This window comes from Grimontia sp. NTOU-MAR1 (genome assembly GCF_035758505.1).
Lineage (GTDB): Bacteria > Pseudomonadota > Gammaproteobacteria > Enterobacterales > Vibrionaceae > Enterovibrio > Enterovibrio marinus.
Window position 1 is genome coordinate 735,850 of the sequence record NZ_CP142109.1, and the last position, 16,750, is coordinate 752,599.

The 16,750-nt window shown below is 43.8% G+C and carries 17 protein-coding genes and 1 pseudogene; 7 read left to right on the top strand and 11 right to left on the bottom strand.

Features of this window, described 5'->3' with window-relative positions; translation table 11 throughout:
- Positions 1–23: 23 nt before the first annotated feature.
- The 5 genes from VP504_RS21275 to VP504_RS21295 all read right to left on the bottom strand — a co-directional run bounded on the left by VP504_RS21275 (position 24) and on the right by VP504_RS21295 (position 4,827).
- The gene (locus tag VP504_RS21275; RefSeq protein WP_046303681.1) at positions 24–1,334 is read right to left on the bottom strand and encodes a TRAP transporter large permease; all 1,311 of its coding nucleotides are present in this window, start codon (positions 1,332–1,334) and stop codon (positions 24–26) included.
- Positions 1,331–1,897 (bottom strand): TRAP transporter small permease, encoded by a 567-nt coding sequence (locus VP504_RS21280; protein ID WP_325895353.1) that lies wholly within the window; start codon positions 1,895–1,897, stop codon positions 1,331–1,333. The genes VP504_RS21275 and VP504_RS21280 overlap by 4 nt, the downstream gene beginning before the upstream one ends.
- A gap of 93 nt (positions 1,898–1,990) precedes the next feature.
- Positions 1,991–2,968, bottom strand: coding sequence for a TRAP transporter substrate-binding protein (locus tag VP504_RS21285; RefSeq protein ID WP_325895354.1), 978 nt, complete (start codon positions 2,966–2,968; stop codon positions 1,991–1,993).
- 35 nt (positions 2,969–3,003) lie between these two features.
- Complete coding sequence (locus tag VP504_RS21290; RefSeq protein ID WP_325895459.1) at positions 3,004–3,777, bottom strand: putative hydro-lyase; 774 nt, start codon at positions 3,775–3,777, stop codon at positions 3,004–3,006.
- A 162-nt stretch (positions 3,778–3,939) separates the two neighbouring features.
- Positions 3,940–4,827, bottom strand: coding sequence for a LysR family transcriptional regulator (locus tag VP504_RS21295; RefSeq protein WP_062714319.1), 888 nt, complete (start codon positions 4,825–4,827; stop codon positions 3,940–3,942).
- A gap of 147 nt (positions 4,828–4,974) precedes the next feature.
- On the opposite strand from VP504_RS21295, the gene VP504_RS21300 reads away from it, so the two are divergent.
- Complete coding sequence (locus VP504_RS21300; RefSeq protein WP_325895355.1) at positions 4,975–5,268, top strand: DUF6506 family protein; 294 nt, start codon at positions 4,975–4,977, stop codon at positions 5,266–5,268.
- A gap of 16 nt (positions 5,269–5,284) precedes the next feature.
- Here the strand turns inward: VP504_RS21300 and VP504_RS21305 are convergent.
- Positions 5,285–5,742, bottom strand: a pseudogene (locus tag VP504_RS21305) (exoribonuclease R).
- A gap of 175 nt (positions 5,743–5,917) precedes the next feature.
- The gene (locus VP504_RS21310; protein WP_325895356.1) at positions 5,918–6,127 is read right to left on the bottom strand and encodes a hypothetical protein; all 210 of its coding nucleotides are present in this window, start codon (positions 6,125–6,127) and stop codon (positions 5,918–5,920) included.
- Between the two features lie 1,142 nt (positions 6,128–7,269).
- Here VP504_RS21310 and VP504_RS21315 point away from each other — a divergent pair.
- Complete coding sequence (locus tag VP504_RS21315; RefSeq protein WP_084387828.1) at positions 7,270–8,487, top strand: EAL domain-containing response regulator; 1,218 nt, start codon at positions 7,270–7,272, stop codon at positions 8,485–8,487.
- Between the two features lie 31 nt (positions 8,488–8,518).
- Here the strand turns inward: VP504_RS21315 and VP504_RS21320 are convergent, their stop codons facing one another.
- Positions 8,519–8,812, bottom strand: a complete 294-nt coding sequence (locus VP504_RS21320) for a hypothetical protein (RefSeq protein WP_062715052.1) — start codon at positions 8,810–8,812, stop codon at positions 8,519–8,521.
- 122 nt (positions 8,813–8,934) lie between these two features.
- Here VP504_RS21320 and gcvA point away from each other — a divergent pair, with 122 nt between their 5' ends.
- Positions 8,935–9,852 carry a transcriptional regulator GcvA gene (gene gcvA / locus VP504_RS21325; protein ID WP_325895357.1) on the top strand — a complete coding sequence of 306 codons (918 nt, stop codon included), beginning with the start codon at positions 8,935–8,937 and terminating at the stop codon, positions 9,850–9,852.
- Positions 9,853–9,890: 38 nt separating this feature from the next.
- Here gcvA and VP504_RS21330 read toward each other — a convergent pair whose 3' ends face one another.
- Complete coding sequence (locus VP504_RS21330; RefSeq protein WP_325895358.1) at positions 9,891–10,751, bottom strand: AraC family transcriptional regulator; 861 nt, start codon at positions 10,749–10,751, stop codon at positions 9,891–9,893.
- Between the two features lie 102 nt (positions 10,752–10,853).
- Positions 10,854–11,735 (bottom strand): LysR family transcriptional regulator, encoded by an 882-nt coding sequence (locus VP504_RS21335; RefSeq protein ID WP_325895359.1) that lies wholly within the window; start codon positions 11,733–11,735, stop codon positions 10,854–10,856.
- Positions 11,736–11,847: 112 nt separating this feature from the next.
- Here VP504_RS21335 and VP504_RS21340 point away from each other — a divergent pair, with 112 nt between their 5' ends.
- Complete coding sequence (locus VP504_RS21340; protein WP_325895360.1) at positions 11,848–12,351, top strand: lactoylglutathione lyase family protein; 504 nt, start codon at positions 11,848–11,850, stop codon at positions 12,349–12,351.
- 141 nt (positions 12,352–12,492) lie between these two features.
- Here the strand turns inward: VP504_RS21340 and VP504_RS21345 are convergent, their stop codons facing one another.
- Positions 12,493–13,143 carry a GntR family transcriptional regulator gene (locus VP504_RS21345; protein WP_325895361.1) on the bottom strand — a complete coding sequence of 217 codons (651 nt, stop codon included), beginning with the start codon at positions 13,141–13,143 and terminating at the stop codon, positions 12,493–12,495.
- 476 nt (positions 13,144–13,619) lie between these two features.
- On the opposite strand from VP504_RS21345, the gene VP504_RS21350 reads away from it, so the two are divergent.
- The 3 genes from VP504_RS21350 to VP504_RS21360 are packed head-to-tail and all read left to right on the top strand — an operon-like array spanning position 13,620 to position 16,689.
- Positions 13,620–14,774: an amino acid ABC transporter permease gene (locus VP504_RS21350; protein WP_325895362.1), complete on the top strand. Its 1,155-nt coding sequence runs from the start codon at positions 13,620–13,622 to the stop codon at positions 14,772–14,774.
- A complete protein-coding gene (locus tag VP504_RS21355) occupies positions 14,771–15,856 on the top strand; it encodes an amino acid ABC transporter permease (RefSeq protein WP_325895363.1) in 1,086 nt (361 codons plus the stop codon). Before VP504_RS21350 ends, VP504_RS21355 begins: the two co-directional genes overlap by 4 nt.
- A 32-nt stretch (positions 15,857–15,888) precedes the next feature.
- Positions 15,889–16,689, top strand: a complete 801-nt coding sequence (locus VP504_RS21360) for a transporter substrate-binding domain-containing protein (RefSeq protein WP_325895364.1) — start codon at positions 15,889–15,891, stop codon at positions 16,687–16,689.
- The last annotated feature ends 61 nt before the right edge of the window (positions 16,690–16,750 follow it).

Sequence of the window (16,750 nt, forward strand, 5' to 3'; positions counted from 1 at the left end):
GACAGCTTCTTATCGTGATGCCGCTAGCGCTGACTCATAGTGGTCGGCAGATAGGTCACGATTTCCGGGAAGGCGGTAATCAACACTAACCCCAAAAGGATCAGCATAAAAAACGGAAACGCGGCGCGTGCGACATACAGAATGTTTTTGCCCGTGAGTGCCTGAATAACAAACAGGTTGAAACCTACGGGCGGGGTGATCTGCGACAGCTCTACCACCAGAACGATGAAGATACCGAACCATAGCAAATCAATGCCTGCCTGCTGCACCATAGGCAATACAACTGCAACGGTCAGAACCACCACAGAAATACCATCCAGAAAGCAGCCCAGCACCACAAACAAGATGGTGAGGTAAAGCAGGAGTTCAAACGGCGACAGCGACATCGCAGCAATCCACTCCGCTAATGCGCGGGGAATGCCGAGGAATCCCATTGCCAGTGTAAGAAAGTGCGCGCCCACGAGAATAAAGCCAATCATACAGGCGCTTTTCACGGCACCCAGTAGACTGTCGATAAAACTCTGGCGACTCAACGAGCCGGTAAGGGCGGCCAAAACCATGGCGCCAAACACGCCAAGCGCTGCTGCTTCTGTCGGTGTAGTGAAACCGCCGTAGATCGACCCCAAAACAAAGGAAATAAGGGCGACTATCGGGAGCAGCTTTTTCAGCGCTTTGAATCTAACTTGCCAATTAACATCGTTACTCGAGTGCTGAGGCACTTCATTTTTATTCATCAATGCCCAGATGGTGGTGTAACCCACAAACAGGAGCATCAACATAATGCCGGGTAGTGCTCCGGCGATAAATAAGCGTCCAATGGACACTTCTGCGGCCACCCCATAAACAATAAGAATGATGGAAGGCGGAATAAGAAGACCCAGAGTACCGGAACCAGCCAACGTACCGACGGCCATTTTCTCGCTGTAGCCCTGTGCTTTCAGCTCGGGCAGAGTCATGCGTCCAATAGTGGCTGCAGTGGCGGCGGATGAACCTGATACCGCAGCGAAAATGCCACAGCTCAGTACATTCACGTGCAGCAGTTTGCCGGGGAAGCTGCTAAGCCAAGGAGAAAGGCCTTTAAACAGATCTTCCGAGAGTCGGGTTCGGAACAGAAGCTCACCCATCCAGATAAACATTGGTAGGGCCGTCAGCGACCAACTGGTGCTCGCCCCCCAGCTTGAAGAACCAAACAGCAGGCCGATTTGTTCGTTGCCCGTCATGTACAGACCCATGACACCGACACCAATTAAGGCAAGGGATACCCATAAACCAGCGGCTAAAAACAGCAGCATGGAGATGGCAAGAATAAATGAGATTAAGGTCATGTCCGTCATTTTGCGCGCTCCTTGCTGCTTGCCTGCGTAGCTGTTGCTTCGTCAGGATTTTCAATCAGTTCGAGCGAAACGTCTTCACCTTCCAACTGCTTGTAATGGGGGGTAATACCGCGAATGTTGCCAATCAGGCTATCCAGCACAGCGAGATTGAATGCAATCATGCCAACCGCGAGTGGCACTTGTGGAATCCACAGAGGAATCGGGATGTAACCGTGGGTGACTTCTTCAAAGTCATAGGATTCCCAAACCATATAAGTGCAGTAATAGCTACAGAAACAAAGCAGCAAAAACGCAAGGGTTAGGACCAGAGTTTCCAGAGGGCGTTGCAGCGATTCTGGCAACCTTTGAATAGCAAGGTTAACGCGAATATGACCACCTTCACGAAAGGTATAGGCAAGGCCAAAGAAGGTTGAGGCAGCCAAAGCGTAACCGGAGAAATCTTCTGCCGACGGGACAATAAAGCCCATCATGCGGCCAATAATTTGGGCGAGGATGATCAGCATGATCAACACAATAAAGAAGCCGGATAAGCCACCCGACAGCAGGTACAGAGCTCGTTTCATAATAATGCTTCCAGACAGGCGTAGCTCAGGGTATTGAAGCCCTCCCCAAGTCCGTTTCCAGGGGAGGGTACGTCGTAGTAAGTAACTACTTACTTAGTTTTTATAGGCTTTCAAAACAGGCGCTAGCGCTCGTGAGTTTTCTGCTTCCCACTCTTCAGTCATGGTCACGCCAATCGCCTGAAGCTCATTTAGCAATTGCTCGGAAGGTTTCGATACCACAATGCCGTTGTCTGCGAGTGTTTTGGTGTCTTTGGCTTCTTGATCTAAAACCTCTGCCCAGCCACGTGCTTCGGCTGCTGCTGCTGCATCCAAAATGGCTTTCTGAGCGTCTTTGTCCAAACGCTTAAATGCGCGCTTGTTCACGACGACAAAGTTCTTTGGAATCCAGGCTTTGATCTCGGTGAAGTGGCTCAGGTAATCCCATGCTTGGCCGTTTGCACCAGTCGATGGTGATGTCACCATCGCATCGATAATGCCAGTGCTAAATGCCTGTGGAATATCCGGCACCTGAACCGTGGTGGGTGTGGTGTCCATCAGGTCAGCAAGACGCGATGTTGATGGGCTATAAGCGCGCATCTTGGTGCCTTTAATGTCAGCCAGCGAGTTCACCGGCTTTTTAGTGTAAAGGCTTTGTGCAGGCCATGGCACGGTATAGAGCAGGATCATGCCTTCTTTACTGAGTTGCTTTTCTATCTCTGGTTTAGCGGCTTCCCATAGTTTCTGGGCTTGCTCGTAGTCAGTGGCGAGGAAAGGAATGTTGTCGTGCTTAAAGATTGGGTGGGTGTTGCCCATGATACCAATGAAGACTTCGCCAAGCTGCACCTGACCAGTGCGCACCGCGCGAGGGATCTCAGGGTGCTTCATCAAAGATGCGCCTGAGTGAACTTTGATATCGACCTCTCCATCTGTGGATGCTTTGATTTGCTCAGCAAAGTCATAGGCGATTTTGGTCGGCAGGTTAGCATCGCCATAAGGCGTTGGCATGTGCCATTGCGCAGCGAGTGCAGAAGGCACTGAAAGTGCGGCGAGAGACACTGCCATGGCTGGCAGCAGGTTTTTCAACAACTTCATCGGAAGTCTCCTTTTCACTAGTGTCCTATTAATACTTATAAAACTGAGAGCTGTTCGTTACTGACATCTGTGACCAGCATTTTGCCAGGCGCATGAGTAATAGCGACAGGGGGTTTGGCGTTAGCGATCGCTAACTGTGGTGTTACGCCACACGCCCAGAAAACAGGAATTTCGCCGTCCTTGATAGGCACAGCATCACCAAAATCGGGGTTGGAGATATCTTCAATGCCAATATCAGCCGGATTCCCAATATGCACTGGGGCACCATGAGATTTAGGAAAGCGGGAAGTAATTTGAATGGCGCGAATCGCATCAGCAGGTTTAAACGGACGCATAGAGACCACCATGCTGCCGTTAAAGTATTGGCTTGGTGCTGTCGACAAATTGGTGCGGTACATCGACACATTCGACTGGCAATCAATATTACGAAGGGACAGGCCAGCGCGAATCAGGGCATCTTCAAACGAGAAGGAGCAGCCCAGTACAAAGGTCACCATGTCTCCCCACCAGAGATCTTTAATATCGTGTGTTTTCTCTGCTAACTCGCCGTTTCTGAAGATGTGGTATTCCGGCACATCTGAGCGGATGTCGATGTTCTCGCCAAGTAAATCAATCAGTGGTTCACCAGGAGCCGATACTGAAAGTAGCGGGCAAGCGACGGGGTTTTTTTGGCAGTACACCAAAAAGTCATCCGCCCAAGCCTTGGGCAGGATCACTACATTTCCTTGAGCCAAACCCGGGGCAAATCCGCTGGTGGGGCCAATAAACTTGCCGTCTCGTGCCAGCATTCTTAGTTCGCGGGCCTGCATTAATGCAGCTTCATAGTGATTAGACGACAGAGGGGCTTCCTGTCCTGCAAATTGACTCATGGCTTTCCTTCGCCTCGTTGATTGAATGTTGTGTTAACTAAATGTTGCAGGTTGGTGTCATTTCGTCCAATTATAGTTTTTTACCTTTTACGATAAAAAAAATTAATGCCCTGCTTTCCCTGCTACTTCCACTGCCAGTTTTGCGGCTTCTTCTGCTGCGCCACTCAAGGGAGCATGCAGGTAGGACGCGGTAAAGCCAAGTGGGGAAGGCACCCAGCCACAATCCACTAACTGCAAATTCTCCGCTTCAATCTCGCGCTCTGCAATCACAGTAGGTAAGGTAGCCAAGCCCAATCCGTCTTTAGTCATGCGTAAACAGGCGGAAAGTGAGCTTGAAGTAAAAAATCGGGCATTGGCCGCATCCGCTTGGGCAAATTGCTCCCTGATTTCCCCGAAAGGTTGCGTATTGCGGGCATAAGTAATGATGGGAAAGTCAGCTAATTCAGTCAGTGACATTAAAGTGTTTGAGAGCGGTAACGATTTGCTTCCGACCCAAACCATGGGATAGCGACAAAGCGGCATATTCTGCACGGAAGGCTCTGAAATTGGCCCCATCAGAAATGCTAAATCCAGGGTTCTGTCCAACAAATCGTGACGAAGATTTGAGGTCACATCGACTGTGATGTCGATATCCAGCCTTGGAAATTTCTCATTAAAGCTTCGAAGAAACTCAGTCAGCCAGGTGTGTACGACGGTTTCAGAAATCCCTAGTCTCAAGGTGCCAGTAAAGAGCGCATTGTTTTCTGCGCGTTTTTGGAATTGCTCGGCGGTTAAAAGCATTTTCTCTGCATATGGCAGCAACTCACGGCCTTTTGCCGTTAAGGTGATGGGAGAAGCTTCCCTATCAAACAGGATAATGCCCAACTCTTTTTCCAGACCGGCGATTCGTGAAGAAATGGCAGGCTGGGTGGTGAATTGTTGCTCAGCGGCTTTGCGAAAACTGCGAAGAGTCGCGACGAGTACAAAGGTTTCAATGCGTTTCAGGTTCATGAGTGGCTCTACAAACTGCGTGTACCTGAAAAGATAGAGCAAAACCCAAGGGATTCAATTGCGTGGATAATTTCTGGAAAGTTGGGAATATGATGTTAGGGTCAACAGACCCTAGTGTGCAAATCACTTTAGCTAAAAGGATTCAATATGATCTCCCATTATGGCTTTATCATCAAAGCGCCGGATTATCAGCAAGATCAACACCGTTCTGTGATTGAGTCACCTTTGTTCAGAACGGAAATTTTGGGCGTCAGCTCAGACGAAGAAGCAGTGGCCGCGGCCAGAGCGCTGATTGATAAAGGCGCTCAGGTCGTTGAACTTTGCGGTGGCTTTGGAGTAGAAAGTGCCGAGAAGATCATCGCTGCGTTGGGTAGCGATGTTCCAATCGGGTTTATAAGCTTCAGCGAACAGGAATTGAAAAAGCTGGGGGAGAATAACTAGGTTCAACAGACCCTGGTTAGTTTTCTGGATTCTGCTCTGCACTGATATCAGCATAAGTGTGTAGTAACTCTGTCAGGGTATTCACCCAGCCAAACACATCTGTAGGAGGGGTCTTCAACAATCTTTCTACCTCTTCACAATGCGTTTCAAGAGTAATTGCTTGTTCTAGGCGGAATGAATGGCGTAAAAATGCCAAAGCAGTAGTCTCGTCATTCTCTGACTGTTTTGAATTGCATGCTCAGAGTCATCAAACGCTTGCTGTGTTTCGTTCAGAGCGATTGCGGTCATACGCAACATGGCGTCGAGACGAGCTGACAACAAACGCTCTTCGCTGTCTATTTCTTCCTGCTCAAACGTGAATATTTCAGTCATCACATCCTCTGGCACCATTCTGCCGATCATTCGTGCACTGAATTCTTCCAGTTCATGGCGCGGCATGGTGACAAGGCATTCGAAGGTATAGTCGCGAGACATAAGGGCACTCTCATTCATGGCAAAGTTTAATGCCCGCATTCTAGATATTGAGTGTTTATTTGCCACTCTTTTCTTTTATGTACCACTCTCCGCTTTCAAACTGACAAATGCTGTTGGCATAGAAACTGTCTTTGCAATCAGGATGAGAAACGTGAGTGACACTAATGACTTTGCCTTAGGTGGTTTCTTCCAGTGAGAAAATATTGAAGATCCAGCCATCTCCAAACACCTCGTTGACCTTGAAATATTCATCGGTGTTGTCGTAACGTTCGCGGCTGGTTGGCCAGACAATTCTGATATTCAACTTTATTAGGTGGCGGGATCCTTGGTAGTCAGCACGGCTAAAACGTTCCCAAAATCCGCGTACAATCTCTCTGTTTTTCATAATTATTATCAATTAATAGAATGGGTTATGAGCTGTGCCACGGGCTCTGATAGTACGCTTTAAGTTGATTCGCGTAGGTTAAATAAAGTCGCGCTGACAGAAGAAGCTATTCAAACAAAGTTGGATTATTTGGACATATGCTCAATGACAAAAACTTAGCCTCCAAACTTCAACGAAACTTATCCATTCGTAGATATTCTGACTATACAACTACTCTAGTCTGGTTTGTAGAAAATCAATTTTGATGAATAAAGTTGCGTAGTGTTTTTGATTGACGACATCACTGTACTACTTTGAAATGGGGGGATGATGTGTTCTATACCCGAAATCATTTTGGAATAGCCCTCTCCTTTTTTGAAAGAATCATCATGCTCTCCTTCCATTAATACTTCGATTTATCTCTGTAGTTTGATGATCTTGCTTCCAACCTAGGAATTGGTTTGTGGTATTTGGTGTTATTGCTTTCCGTTATATCAAAGGTTGCTAATCATAGAAGATAAATATTACTTGTTTCGGAAAAAACTATCGCCAATGATGAGTTATTGTATATTTATGACTGCAAGCGCTTTCTTATGTTTTAAATGTCCGTTTAAATGTATCTTCTTAATATATAGAGTTAAGAGAAGCATACAGAATGTCAGAGTATAAGTTCATTTAATGAATTTAATATCGCCTTATGATTTAAAATCTATATGCGCTTTGATTCATATTTTTGCTACTTGTGATTCATACATGAGATCATGAAGCGCTTATAAAACTTTGTGACAATGTTTGAAAATAATGTCTCGTTGCATATGTAAATAATTAATCTTTTAAAACAACGCCATAGGGAAAATAAAGCGAAAATTTCCAGAATATGAGACAAAATTTTTCAATTCATTTGGCGCAAAGCTGATATGTTTTCTATTAATAATAAATAGCTTAAAGAATATTCTATTGGTGGCTGTTGATAGCGACCAATAATCTTTCATAAAGAAGATTGGTGTTCTTTGCTCTTCTCGATTAAAACAAGAATTCTAGAGAGAAGGGTGGTCAACTTTAGCGTTTGAATTCTAATTATGACAAAACGCGAAGGGATAAACTTGGCAAACACGTTTGGAATATATTCTTAGCACATATAGGACATTGGGTTGGTGGGGAGAGTGAAAAGTACTAAACATGTTGCAGTCATAGATGACTCTGAATCCGTCTTGATGTTGATTAAAAAAATGCTGAGCTGCCTCGGATACGATGAGGTCACTTGTTTTTCGTGTCCGCAAACAGCGTTGGATGAAATCAACCTTGGCAAGACACATTATGATGTTGTGTTTACTAATTTAGGCATGCCAGATATAGACGGAATGTGTGTGATTCGCGAATTAGGGAAAATGAATTTCCGTGGAGCGGTATGCATTATTTCTGATTTGGAGAATCGCGTAACTGAGTTGGCTGCTGAAATAGCCAAGCTCCAATGGGTTTACCTTTTAGGAAGTATACCCAAGCCTATTACGTTAGATGCATTGGAGAAAACGCTAAATAAACTCCCAAGTTCCCATGAAATGCAGTTTGAACAGAACTTTGCAATGACAAGGGAAGAATTGATTCGATACCTTATCAGTGGGAATGTTGTTCCTTATTACCAGCCTAAGGTGAACCCACTGACAAAGCGGGTGGAAAGCGTTGAAGTATTGGCGCGAGTCTACGAGCCAGACCGTGGTGTGGCGATTTTACCCGCTAGTTTTCTATCAACGGCTGTACAGCATGGCTTGGTAGATCTACTCACTACTACGATTGCGGAAAAGATGGCGACAGATATGGAAACCCTCTCTGCCATTTTTGGGCACCATGTAACTGTCAGCATCAACTTGTCCGCGCAACAGCTCGATGATTTGAGCATCCCTAATCGATTAGATGCGCTGTTTAAAGCAAAGAATGTTCACAGAAAACGCATCACACTAGAAATTACAGAAGAGTCAGCACTGAGTTCTCCTGAACAACTTGAATCCCTTAATCGATTAAGGATGCAAGGGTTTGGCGTATCGTTAGACGACTTTGGAACCGGTTTTGCCAACTTCCGCCACTTGCGGCACTTGCCCTTTACTGAAGTGAAAGTGGATCGATCGCTTATCAGCAAAATCCACACCGATCACTTTGGTCAGGCAATTGTTCGCTCGTTGGCGGACTTTTCTTTAGAGCGGGAATGTAAAGTGGTCGCTGAGGGTGTGGAACTTTCCGAGGAGTTGGAATACCTGACTTCCAATTATCCTAGCATGTTGGTGCAGGGTTTTTTAATTTGTCATCCCAAACCCATAGAAGAGTTGGAAGCTTGGTATGTAAAGTGGGTGGCACAGTGTGAACGCAGTGAGAAAGTGAAAACCTGAATGGAAAGTTCGCCCCGAGTCAGTTGAACGTTTAGTTTCTTCTTACGCTGTGCGCAATGTGTGCCAGCTTCAACTGAATGCTACGTGCTTTAATCAAACTGATTTCTTCTGGGGTTAATCCGACATCCCTGAGGAGATAGTCAGGATAAGTTGAGAGCAAGTCTCGAAGTTTTTCCTTTTGGTGCTTTAGCTTGAGTGTCTGGTAATTAGCAATCACTTTTTCTATCAACTTCCACATCATTCGGCTCACTTCCAGGTGCGCCTCTTTGTTCTGCTCGTAAGATGCGACCAGTAGAGTATGGTTTTTCTTTTCTGACGTTCTCATGATCTTTCCTCCGGTTTTTCTCTTTGTTAATCAAGAAATGCTTAAGTCAGCTTCAATGTTGGGCTACTCTTTCTCTTGTCACAAACGAGGTTTACTACTTTATGAATAAGAAAAACTAAATCATGGCAGTGCATTTTTTCCCTTTGAATGCGCTGAGGGCATTTGAAAGTACGGCGAGGCATCTGAGCATTAAAAAGGCTTCGGAGGAGCTAAACGTCACCCCTGCCGCGGTTAGTCAGCAAATCAAAACGCTAGAAAGTTATCTGGATATTGAGTTGTTTGAACGCAAGGTTAGAGCGCTCTCACTTACCGAGGCAGGTGAGCAGCTTTATCCATTCATGGAAGAAGGGTTCGCCAAGCTTGAAGAGGGGATCCGGCAGTTGCATCGTCATCGCCACAGTAATGAACTGGTGGTGAGTGTATCTCCTACTTTTGCGGCGAAATGGCTGCTGCCAAGACTTGGCAGTTTCTACCTACAGTATCCTGAATACCGCTTAAGGGTCGATGCCAGTGAGTCTCTCGTCAACTTTAGGCGGGATGGTGTCGACATTGCACTGCGCTATGGAGGGGGAAACTACTCCGGCGTACATTGCGAAGTATTGATCCCTGAAGAAGTGGTTCCGGTTTGTAGCCCGGTATTGATGGAAGGCGAACATGCGCTTAAATCACCAGAAGTTCTGAAGCACCACATGTTGTTGCGCTCTGACTGGCAAACCACACAGGCTCAGGCGCCCTGTTGGGGGATGTGGCTGCGTGCTGCTGGTGTTGACCACCCTGATACCAATTCCGGGCACCAGTTTTCTAGCGAAGCACTCGCTATGCAGGCGGCTATTGAAGGGCAGGGGGTGGCGTTAACCTCCACGGCGTTGGCGGACTTAGATGTAAAAGCAGGGCGTTTGGTCTATCCCTTTGGCCGGGAGCATAACCAGAAAGTGGCTTTCGGTTATTACTTTGTCTGTCCGGATTCGCACCTCCGTGTTAAAAAGGTACAGGCATTTCGGAAATGGATGAGCGCCGAATTGAAAGCGGGTGGTTCTTAAACGAAAAAAGGCGACATTTTAAATGCCGCCGGTTATGCCTATTCTAAAGGGATATAGATATCGGTAAGTAGCTCTGTTTGTGGCACTGAACGGACGTCATTAAGATATTCTTCATAGGCTGGCTGGTTACCTATTCGCTCAGTGGAGTTTGGTAACCATTCGGAGAATAACCAGCGGTAGGCAGCGTCCATATTGGCATAGGGGCCTTTGTAATGCATTACGGCACATTTTCCAGCCTGAATATCAAAACGCTTTAAACCGTTTTCCAACGGGAGGTCATCTGCATTACTGGCTTTGATGCAAGCCAGGGAACGTAATTCTTCGGTCGGTACCGTATCTGGGTCATCAAAATAGACACCAAAGAAGCGGGTGTTTTCGTCAATCAGGTTGCGCGTCGTCAGCCAGCCCTGAAGCTTCTCAAACTGCTGTCCTATCTTCATGTAATCACCGCTGTGCTCTAAACCAATTAGGGTCATTGCTTCGCTTTCTCTTATTGTGATCTCTTGCATTGGGTAATCCTCGTTTTTCCGTATTGGTTGCGAAAATTGAACATGATCACCTTCACGCCTGAAACGGGCAGGTGGCATGCCAAAAGTCTCACTGAAAACACGGGTGAAACTCTGTACGGAGTTGTATCTCGCCATACGGCCAATCACCTCAATACTCAAGTCTGTCTTTATCAATCTGTCTGCCGCATAGTGAAGGCGGATCCAACGGATAGAATCAGTCAGGCTGTTGCCGTAAATCCCGCGGTATATGCGGTGCAGGTGATAAGGAGAGATCAACGCGACCTGAGCCAGCTTATCCATATCCAGATCAACCTCTAGATTTTCGTAGATGTAATCTGACAGCACGGAAAGCCGCTTCCGGTAGTGATCTGCCGTTGATTGTCGCTTCATTACAGATTCTCCCTTGTTTTCATCCCTATAAGGTATCAACGGGTGTTTTAACAAATCCTGCGCATTTTTTATGCTGAAGCTCACTTTGATTAAGCCGAATGATCAATTTGTCGCCTGAAGGATAAGCTCCATCACCTTGTCGAATCGCTTCGGCAAATCACGGTATTTTTTCTGGGAAAGGAAAAGGGATTGAGAGACAGGTGACTCCAACGTCAGCACAGTAAGTTTTTCTTTTTGCTCAAATCCGGTCATCACGCTTTCCGGCAGAACGGTAAAGCCAATACCCTTGGAAACAGGTAAGAGTATTTGCGCCAGTTGGTTCACGTAGCCACGATGTTCCAAAGCCTCAATATTGCGGTATTCCTCAGGGAAATTTGTCCCTAGCACTAAGTCGGCATAGTGTTTGCCATCGGGATGGTGGATGTAACCTAGCGAAGAGAGGGCATGAAAGTCGCCTAAAGGGATTTGAACTTTAGCCGGTAAAATCACGCAAAGAGCTTCTTCACCTAAAAGAGTTTCTTCAAAAACCGGCTGGTCGAATTTCTGTGTGGTGATGCCAATGTCGGTTTGGTTATCGATCAGCATCTGACGAATTCTGTCTGCGGGCGCTGCTTCAAGCTGCACCGATAAGCCAGAGTGTAAAGTTTGTAGGTTCAACAAAGACGGATATAGCTTCATCGCCATTGCGCCGGAACAGGCAATGCGAATTGCCCCTTGATGCGGGTCATCGTCTTTCATTCTTGCCAGAAAGTCTGCCTGCTGCTGATTCTGCTCGGCGATAAAGGCATTCAGCATGATGCCTTCACGTGTCAGTTCGAACTGCTTTCCTTCACGGTATATGAGGGTTTCCCCCAACTCGTCTTCCAGCTTTTTCACATGCTGACTGACGCCGGGTTGTGTCATGTAGAGCCGTTCAGCGGTTTTGGTAAAGCTGCCGGTTTCAACCAGCGTGGCGAAGGTGTTGAGCCATTTAGGGTTCATCATATGGAAATGAATAACAGAATATTATGGATTCAATAATAATCGATAATTTTTCAATGAAAAAGGTGGTAGGTAAACTTCTCTTCATCCGATAACGCATTGAGAGATTTTAATCATGACAACGCCATATCCACGTAACTTTTCACACATTGGTATTTCCGTTCCTGACTTGGAAGCTGCGGTGAAGTTTTACACCGAAGTACTGGGTTGGTACCTCATCATGGAGCCGACTGAGATTGTTGAAGACGATTCTGCCATCGGTGAAATGTGTACGGATGTACTCGGTGCCGGCTGGGAACGTTTCCGCATTGCGCACCTTTCTACCGGTGACCGCATTGGCGTTGAACTGTTTGAATTCAAGGATCAGGAAAACCCAGAGAACAACTTCGAATACTGGAAAACCGGCATCTTCCATTTCTGTGTGCAGGACCCGGATGTGGAAGGTTTGGCAGAAAAAATTGTCACGGCGGGTGGCAAGAAGCGCATGAAAGCGCCACGTTTCTACTACCCAGGTGAGAAGCCTTACCGCATGATCTACATGGAAGATCCGTTCGGTAACATCCTTGAGATCTACAGTCACTCATACGAACTGCATTACGCGGCGGGTGCTTACAAGTAAGCGTCTACACTCCCTCCTCTTTTAAGGGGAGGGCTTGCTCCTGAACGTCAGAATTTCCCATCAAAATACTCGACCAGAAAATCAATCTTTTGATTACTTGAAAAATTTTGGAAGGGCAGGTTGTTTGCGACTCAGTTGAACTTAACGCCTTTTCGCCTTCGTAGACCTACTATAAGTTGATTTTATTAATGATAGTGTTGATAACTTCGATTTTATCAGTTGAATCTCGTTTTCGGCTTTGCGGTTCATCTCGAGTTCCTGATAAATTATTTCCGCAATTACTGAAAGGTCTTCGCTAAAAAAATTGAAAACTCGCCTTTGGATCCTCGTGATTAGTAAGTCATAAGTTTTTCTAAGCAGATCGTGGTCTATTTTTTTTTCAATAAGAGCAGAGCTTTTATCCATGATGCTCCAAAGAAGTTGTACTGAGCTGTGATTGAGACAATCTTCCTGAAGTGCAATGAGTCCGAACAATTCAAATTTATCTTCCGGCATAAGTAACGAGCTAGAGTTTCGTTTAACTGCTATTTGAAGGATATCCCTACACACGCGAATATCTTCAATAAGGTCAAACCTATCATCAGGAACAACGAGCGTGCCAACGCCTGTTTTTGTTTCAACTAAGTTTTGATAAGCAAGCTTTTGTAAAGCCTGTCTAATTGGCGTTCTGCTCAACTGAAATTCTTTACCTAGCTTGTCTTCATGTAGTAGTGTTCCTCCTCGCAACTCACCAGTAACAATCCTACTCCTAAGCTCATCATAAATATCTGTCACGTTGTTACGTCTAGCCATAAATCCATAACCCATAAACCTTATAAAAGTACATACATGTATACAGGTGTCAGTGTTCGTTGGCAATATGCAATTCAGAGTTATCAGTACAAAACGAAAGATGAAGCTAAACTCATTAGATTAGTAGATGCTTAATCACTATCTAGAGTCGGCAAAAATCGCTTTTCTAGGAAAATCACTTACAAAAGATGTGTTTGAGGCTTTCATCCTACAAAATTCAAATCATGCAGCTGTTCAAAACGACCTACCTGTTAATAGCAAACCCTTTAGATAATATGCCGCTATCTCCTTCTGTAGTCGCTAGATTTTGTATTTTTACAGTAAAAAGACTAACCGCCGCGTATGGTTAATATATTTTATATTATTTAATATCATACACTTAAAGCTCTTTTGCTCCTCTGTTGTTAAATTTTTGTTGCGAATACCTGTATACAGGTATATTATCGGTTAAGAAGTGGCCTACTAGGAAGTGTGTAATGGATTACAAAGGCATGAAACATAGAACAATTATTTGGCAGTCTTTATTCTTCATATTGATGGTTTTTGCAGGTCATCAGATATATCTAAATGTACAAGAAAATTTAAATGAAATAGGTATAGCACTAAGTTATCAATTCCTCTGGACTGAGTCTGGTTTCGACATTAGTGATAGTATTTATAAAGTCTCTTCAAGTGACACATATTTGAAGGTTTTGTTAGCAGGGGTAGTAAATACAATTGCTCTTGCTTCGGTATGTATTATTGGTGCCTCGTTAATTGGCATGACAATGGGAATTTTAAGGACGAGCAAACATGGTCTGTCAAAAAAATCATCATACGTATATATCGAGCTAATGAGGAATACACCTAAACTCCTTATATTACTTTTTGTATACACTGCAGTTATTAATGCGTTACCCAATGTAAGAGAAAGTTGGAGTTTGTTAGATCTCGTTTTCATATCTAATAGAGCAATATATTTTCCAGTGCCAGGAGATTCTGGTGGGTTTATATGTATATTATACATTTTGTCTTTCTGGTTAATATCTAATTTAGTGCTGATAAGTGCAAAAAATGTTTTTCTAATTAAACATAGTATTTATAAAAAAGCAAAGATATCCATTTTTTTAATTTCAATAGCTTTGACTTTTTATATTATATTTTCAGAGGGTTATAATTTTGTGATTAGTTTTCCTGAAATTAGCGGTTTTGACTATGAAGGAGGGGGGCGAATTTCGATGCAATTCATAATCCTCTCCTTTGTATTGTCAATTTACCATGGAGGGCAAGTTGCAGAGATCTTTCGAGGTGCAATAGAGTCAATTCCAAAAGGACAGTTTGAAGCAGCGTTATCCTCTGGTTTAACAAAATGGAAAATGTATCGGCTAGTTATACTGCCCCAGGCTATTAGAGTGGCCACACTTCCAATGGGCAATCAGTATTTAAACATCACTAAAAATACTTCTATCGCTCTAGCAGTTGGCTACTCAGATCTGGTGTCAATTACTACAACATCTATAAATCAAACCTTTAGACCAATAGAGCTTATGACACTATCAATGTGTGTTTATCTTGGTATCTCTATTATTGTGTCTAGTGTAATTAATTCGTACAACAAAAAAGTCACCTCTACTATGGGGCTGAAGCTATGAAAATCGATGAAACAAAATATTCCCAGGTTAGAAGAGTTATTTTCTTTGACGGAAATTTAAATAATAAGAGAATTTGGAATGGCTTAAGAAGTGTGTCCTTGACAGTATTCATCACAGCAGTGATTTTATACCTTACGTTTGTATCTGGTAACTGGCTGGTATATGAATCAGTAGCTCCTTGGAAAGAAGGTATTGAATGTGTAAATTCGGATGGAGCCTGCTGGCCATTTGTACGAGAAAAAATAAGACTAATTGCATTTGGAACATATCCCTATCAAGAGCAATGGAGACCACTCTTAGCAAGTCTTATCATAATGGCAATGATCTTGACATGTATGGTTCCTAAATTACAAACATCAAAGCTCATACCATTTGTTATTATTTGTTCAGTTGTATTTATCATATTAATGCAAGGAGGAGTATTTGGGCTCGAATACGTTCAGCAGGAGAAGTGGAATGGCATACCTGTCCTCTTACTCTTAGCAGTTTTTAGCCTTGCGTTAGCATTTCCTATTGGAGTGATTCTAGGAATAGCAAGGTATCAAGATAAGCTTGAGGTGATAAGGGTATTTTCGATTATTTATATCGAGATAATTCGTGGCGTTCCTATGGTTATGGTTCTGTTTATTGGCTTGTTCATTATCCCATTAATTTTACCAAAAGGTTTAGAATTTTCTCCATTATATACAACTATGACAGCCTTAATATTTTTTCATTCCGCTTACTTCGCGGAGGTTATACGTGGAGGACTTCAGTCAATACCTCGATGGCAATTTGAAGCCGCATATAGCCAAGGGTTAACATATCATCAAACAATGAGGTTAATAATTCTTCCGCAAGCACTAAAGAACTCAATGCCTGGAATAATGAATACGATATTGGGAGCTTATAAAGATACATCATTAGTAGTAATTATTGGGATTCATGATATTACGGCTACAGCAAGAATGGCATTTAGCGACCCATTTTGGCAGAAATATGGAGTGGAAGCATATTTATGCGTCGCTCTATGGTACATAGGAACTTGTTGGTGTCTTTCTAGTTATAGTCGGTGGCTGGAAAAGCGACTAATTAATTCATAATGCGTTCATATATACGTTTGGAGTGTTTTTAAATGAAAGTTATAAGTGCTATTTCTTTATGTTTTAGTTTGGTCATCACATTCAATACAAATGCAGGAAATGTGATGGATGATATTAAATCGCAAGATAAAGTTATTTGTCTTGTGAATAGCAATTCTCCTGGATTTTCGGTTCCGGACAGTAGAGGGGTTTATCAAGGATTCAATACAGATTTTTGTAGGATGGCATCAGCAGCAATTCTAGGAGATGCAAATAAAGCTGATATTCGGGGGATTGGTTTTTCAGACAGTATGAAGACTATTGTTGCAAGGAAAGCACATATGGCTTCTAGAAGTATCACGAGGACTGGTACTCGTGACTCAAATCCTGGGATGAAATTTGTTATCACTACATTCTTTGATGGACAAGGCTTCATGGTGCCAAAATCACTTAATATATCTTCAGCTAGCCAGCTGGAGGGGGCCACTATATGTGCTGAGGAGGGATCAACTACCTTACTAAACATTTCTGATTGGTTCCGCGACAGAGGTATGAAGTATCGGGTAGAAAACATTGCAGACAAAACAGCCAGACTAAATGCTTTCTTTAACGGAAAATGTGATGTGGTTGCAAGTGATATTACGGCACTAAACTCGGACAGATTACTTTCAAGTGAGCCTGATAAATATACCATTTTACCAGAAATCATATCAAATGAACCACTTTCTATTGTTATTCAACCTGACTATGAATTTGAAAAAGATTTTATATTGGTCATTCCAAGTGATGTTGAACGCCGAACTTTTGGGGGTTACGTCTTTAAACGTCGACAAAATAATGTCAAATCTAAGTGATTATCCAATTTCAGTCCGGCGCTTACTAAGCAAGGACTCAGCCGCTGGAGATATGGCAGTA

Coding starts and splice junctions, on each gene's coding strand:
- VP504_RS21275 (WP_046303681.1), bottom strand. CDS start 1,334: ATGACGGACATGACCTTAATCTCATTTATTCTTGCCATCTCCATGCTG.
- VP504_RS21280 (WP_325895353.1), bottom strand. CDS start 1,897: ATGAAACGAGCTCTGTACCTGCTGTCGGGTGGCTTATCCGGCTTCTTT.
- VP504_RS21285 (WP_325895354.1), bottom strand. CDS start 2,968: ATGAAGTTGTTGAAAAACCTGCTGCCAGCCATGGCAGTGTCTCTCGCC.
- VP504_RS21290 (WP_325895459.1), bottom strand. CDS start 3,777: ATGCAGGCCCGCGAACTAAGAATGCTGGCACGAGACGGCAAGTTTATT.
- VP504_RS21295 (WP_062714319.1), bottom strand. CDS start 4,827: ATGAACCTGAAACGCATTGAAACCTTTGTACTCGTCGCGACTCTTCGC.
- VP504_RS21300 (WP_325895355.1), top strand. CDS start 4,975: ATGATCTCCCATTATGGCTTTATCATCAAAGCGCCGGATTATCAGCAA.
- VP504_RS21310 (WP_325895356.1), bottom strand. CDS start 6,127: ATGAAAAACAGAGAGATTGTACGCGGATTTTGGGAACGTTTTAGCCGT.
- VP504_RS21320 (WP_062715052.1), bottom strand. CDS start 8,812: ATGAGAACGTCAGAAAAGAAAAACCATACTCTACTGGTCGCATCTTAC.
- gcvA (WP_325895357.1), top strand. CDS start 8,935: ATGGCAGTGCATTTTTTCCCTTTGAATGCGCTGAGGGCATTTGAAAGT.
- VP504_RS21330 (WP_325895358.1), bottom strand. CDS start 10,751: ATGAAGCGACAATCAACGGCAGATCACTACCGGAAGCGGCTTTCCGTG.
- VP504_RS21335 (WP_325895359.1), bottom strand. CDS start 11,735: ATGATGAACCCTAAATGGCTCAACACCTTCGCCACGCTGGTTGAAACC.
- VP504_RS21340 (WP_325895360.1), top strand. CDS start 11,848: ATGACAACGCCATATCCACGTAACTTTTCACACATTGGTATTTCCGTT.
- VP504_RS21345 (WP_325895361.1), bottom strand. CDS start 13,143: ATGGCTAGACGTAACAACGTGACAGATATTTATGATGAGCTTAGGAGT.
- VP504_RS21350 (WP_325895362.1), top strand. CDS start 13,620: ATGGATTACAAAGGCATGAAACATAGAACAATTATTTGGCAGTCTTTA.
- VP504_RS21355 (WP_325895363.1), top strand. CDS start 14,771: ATGAAAATCGATGAAACAAAATATTCCCAGGTTAGAAGAGTTATTTTC.
- VP504_RS21360 (WP_325895364.1), top strand. CDS start 15,889: ATGAAAGTTATAAGTGCTATTTCTTTATGTTTTAGTTTGGTCATCACA.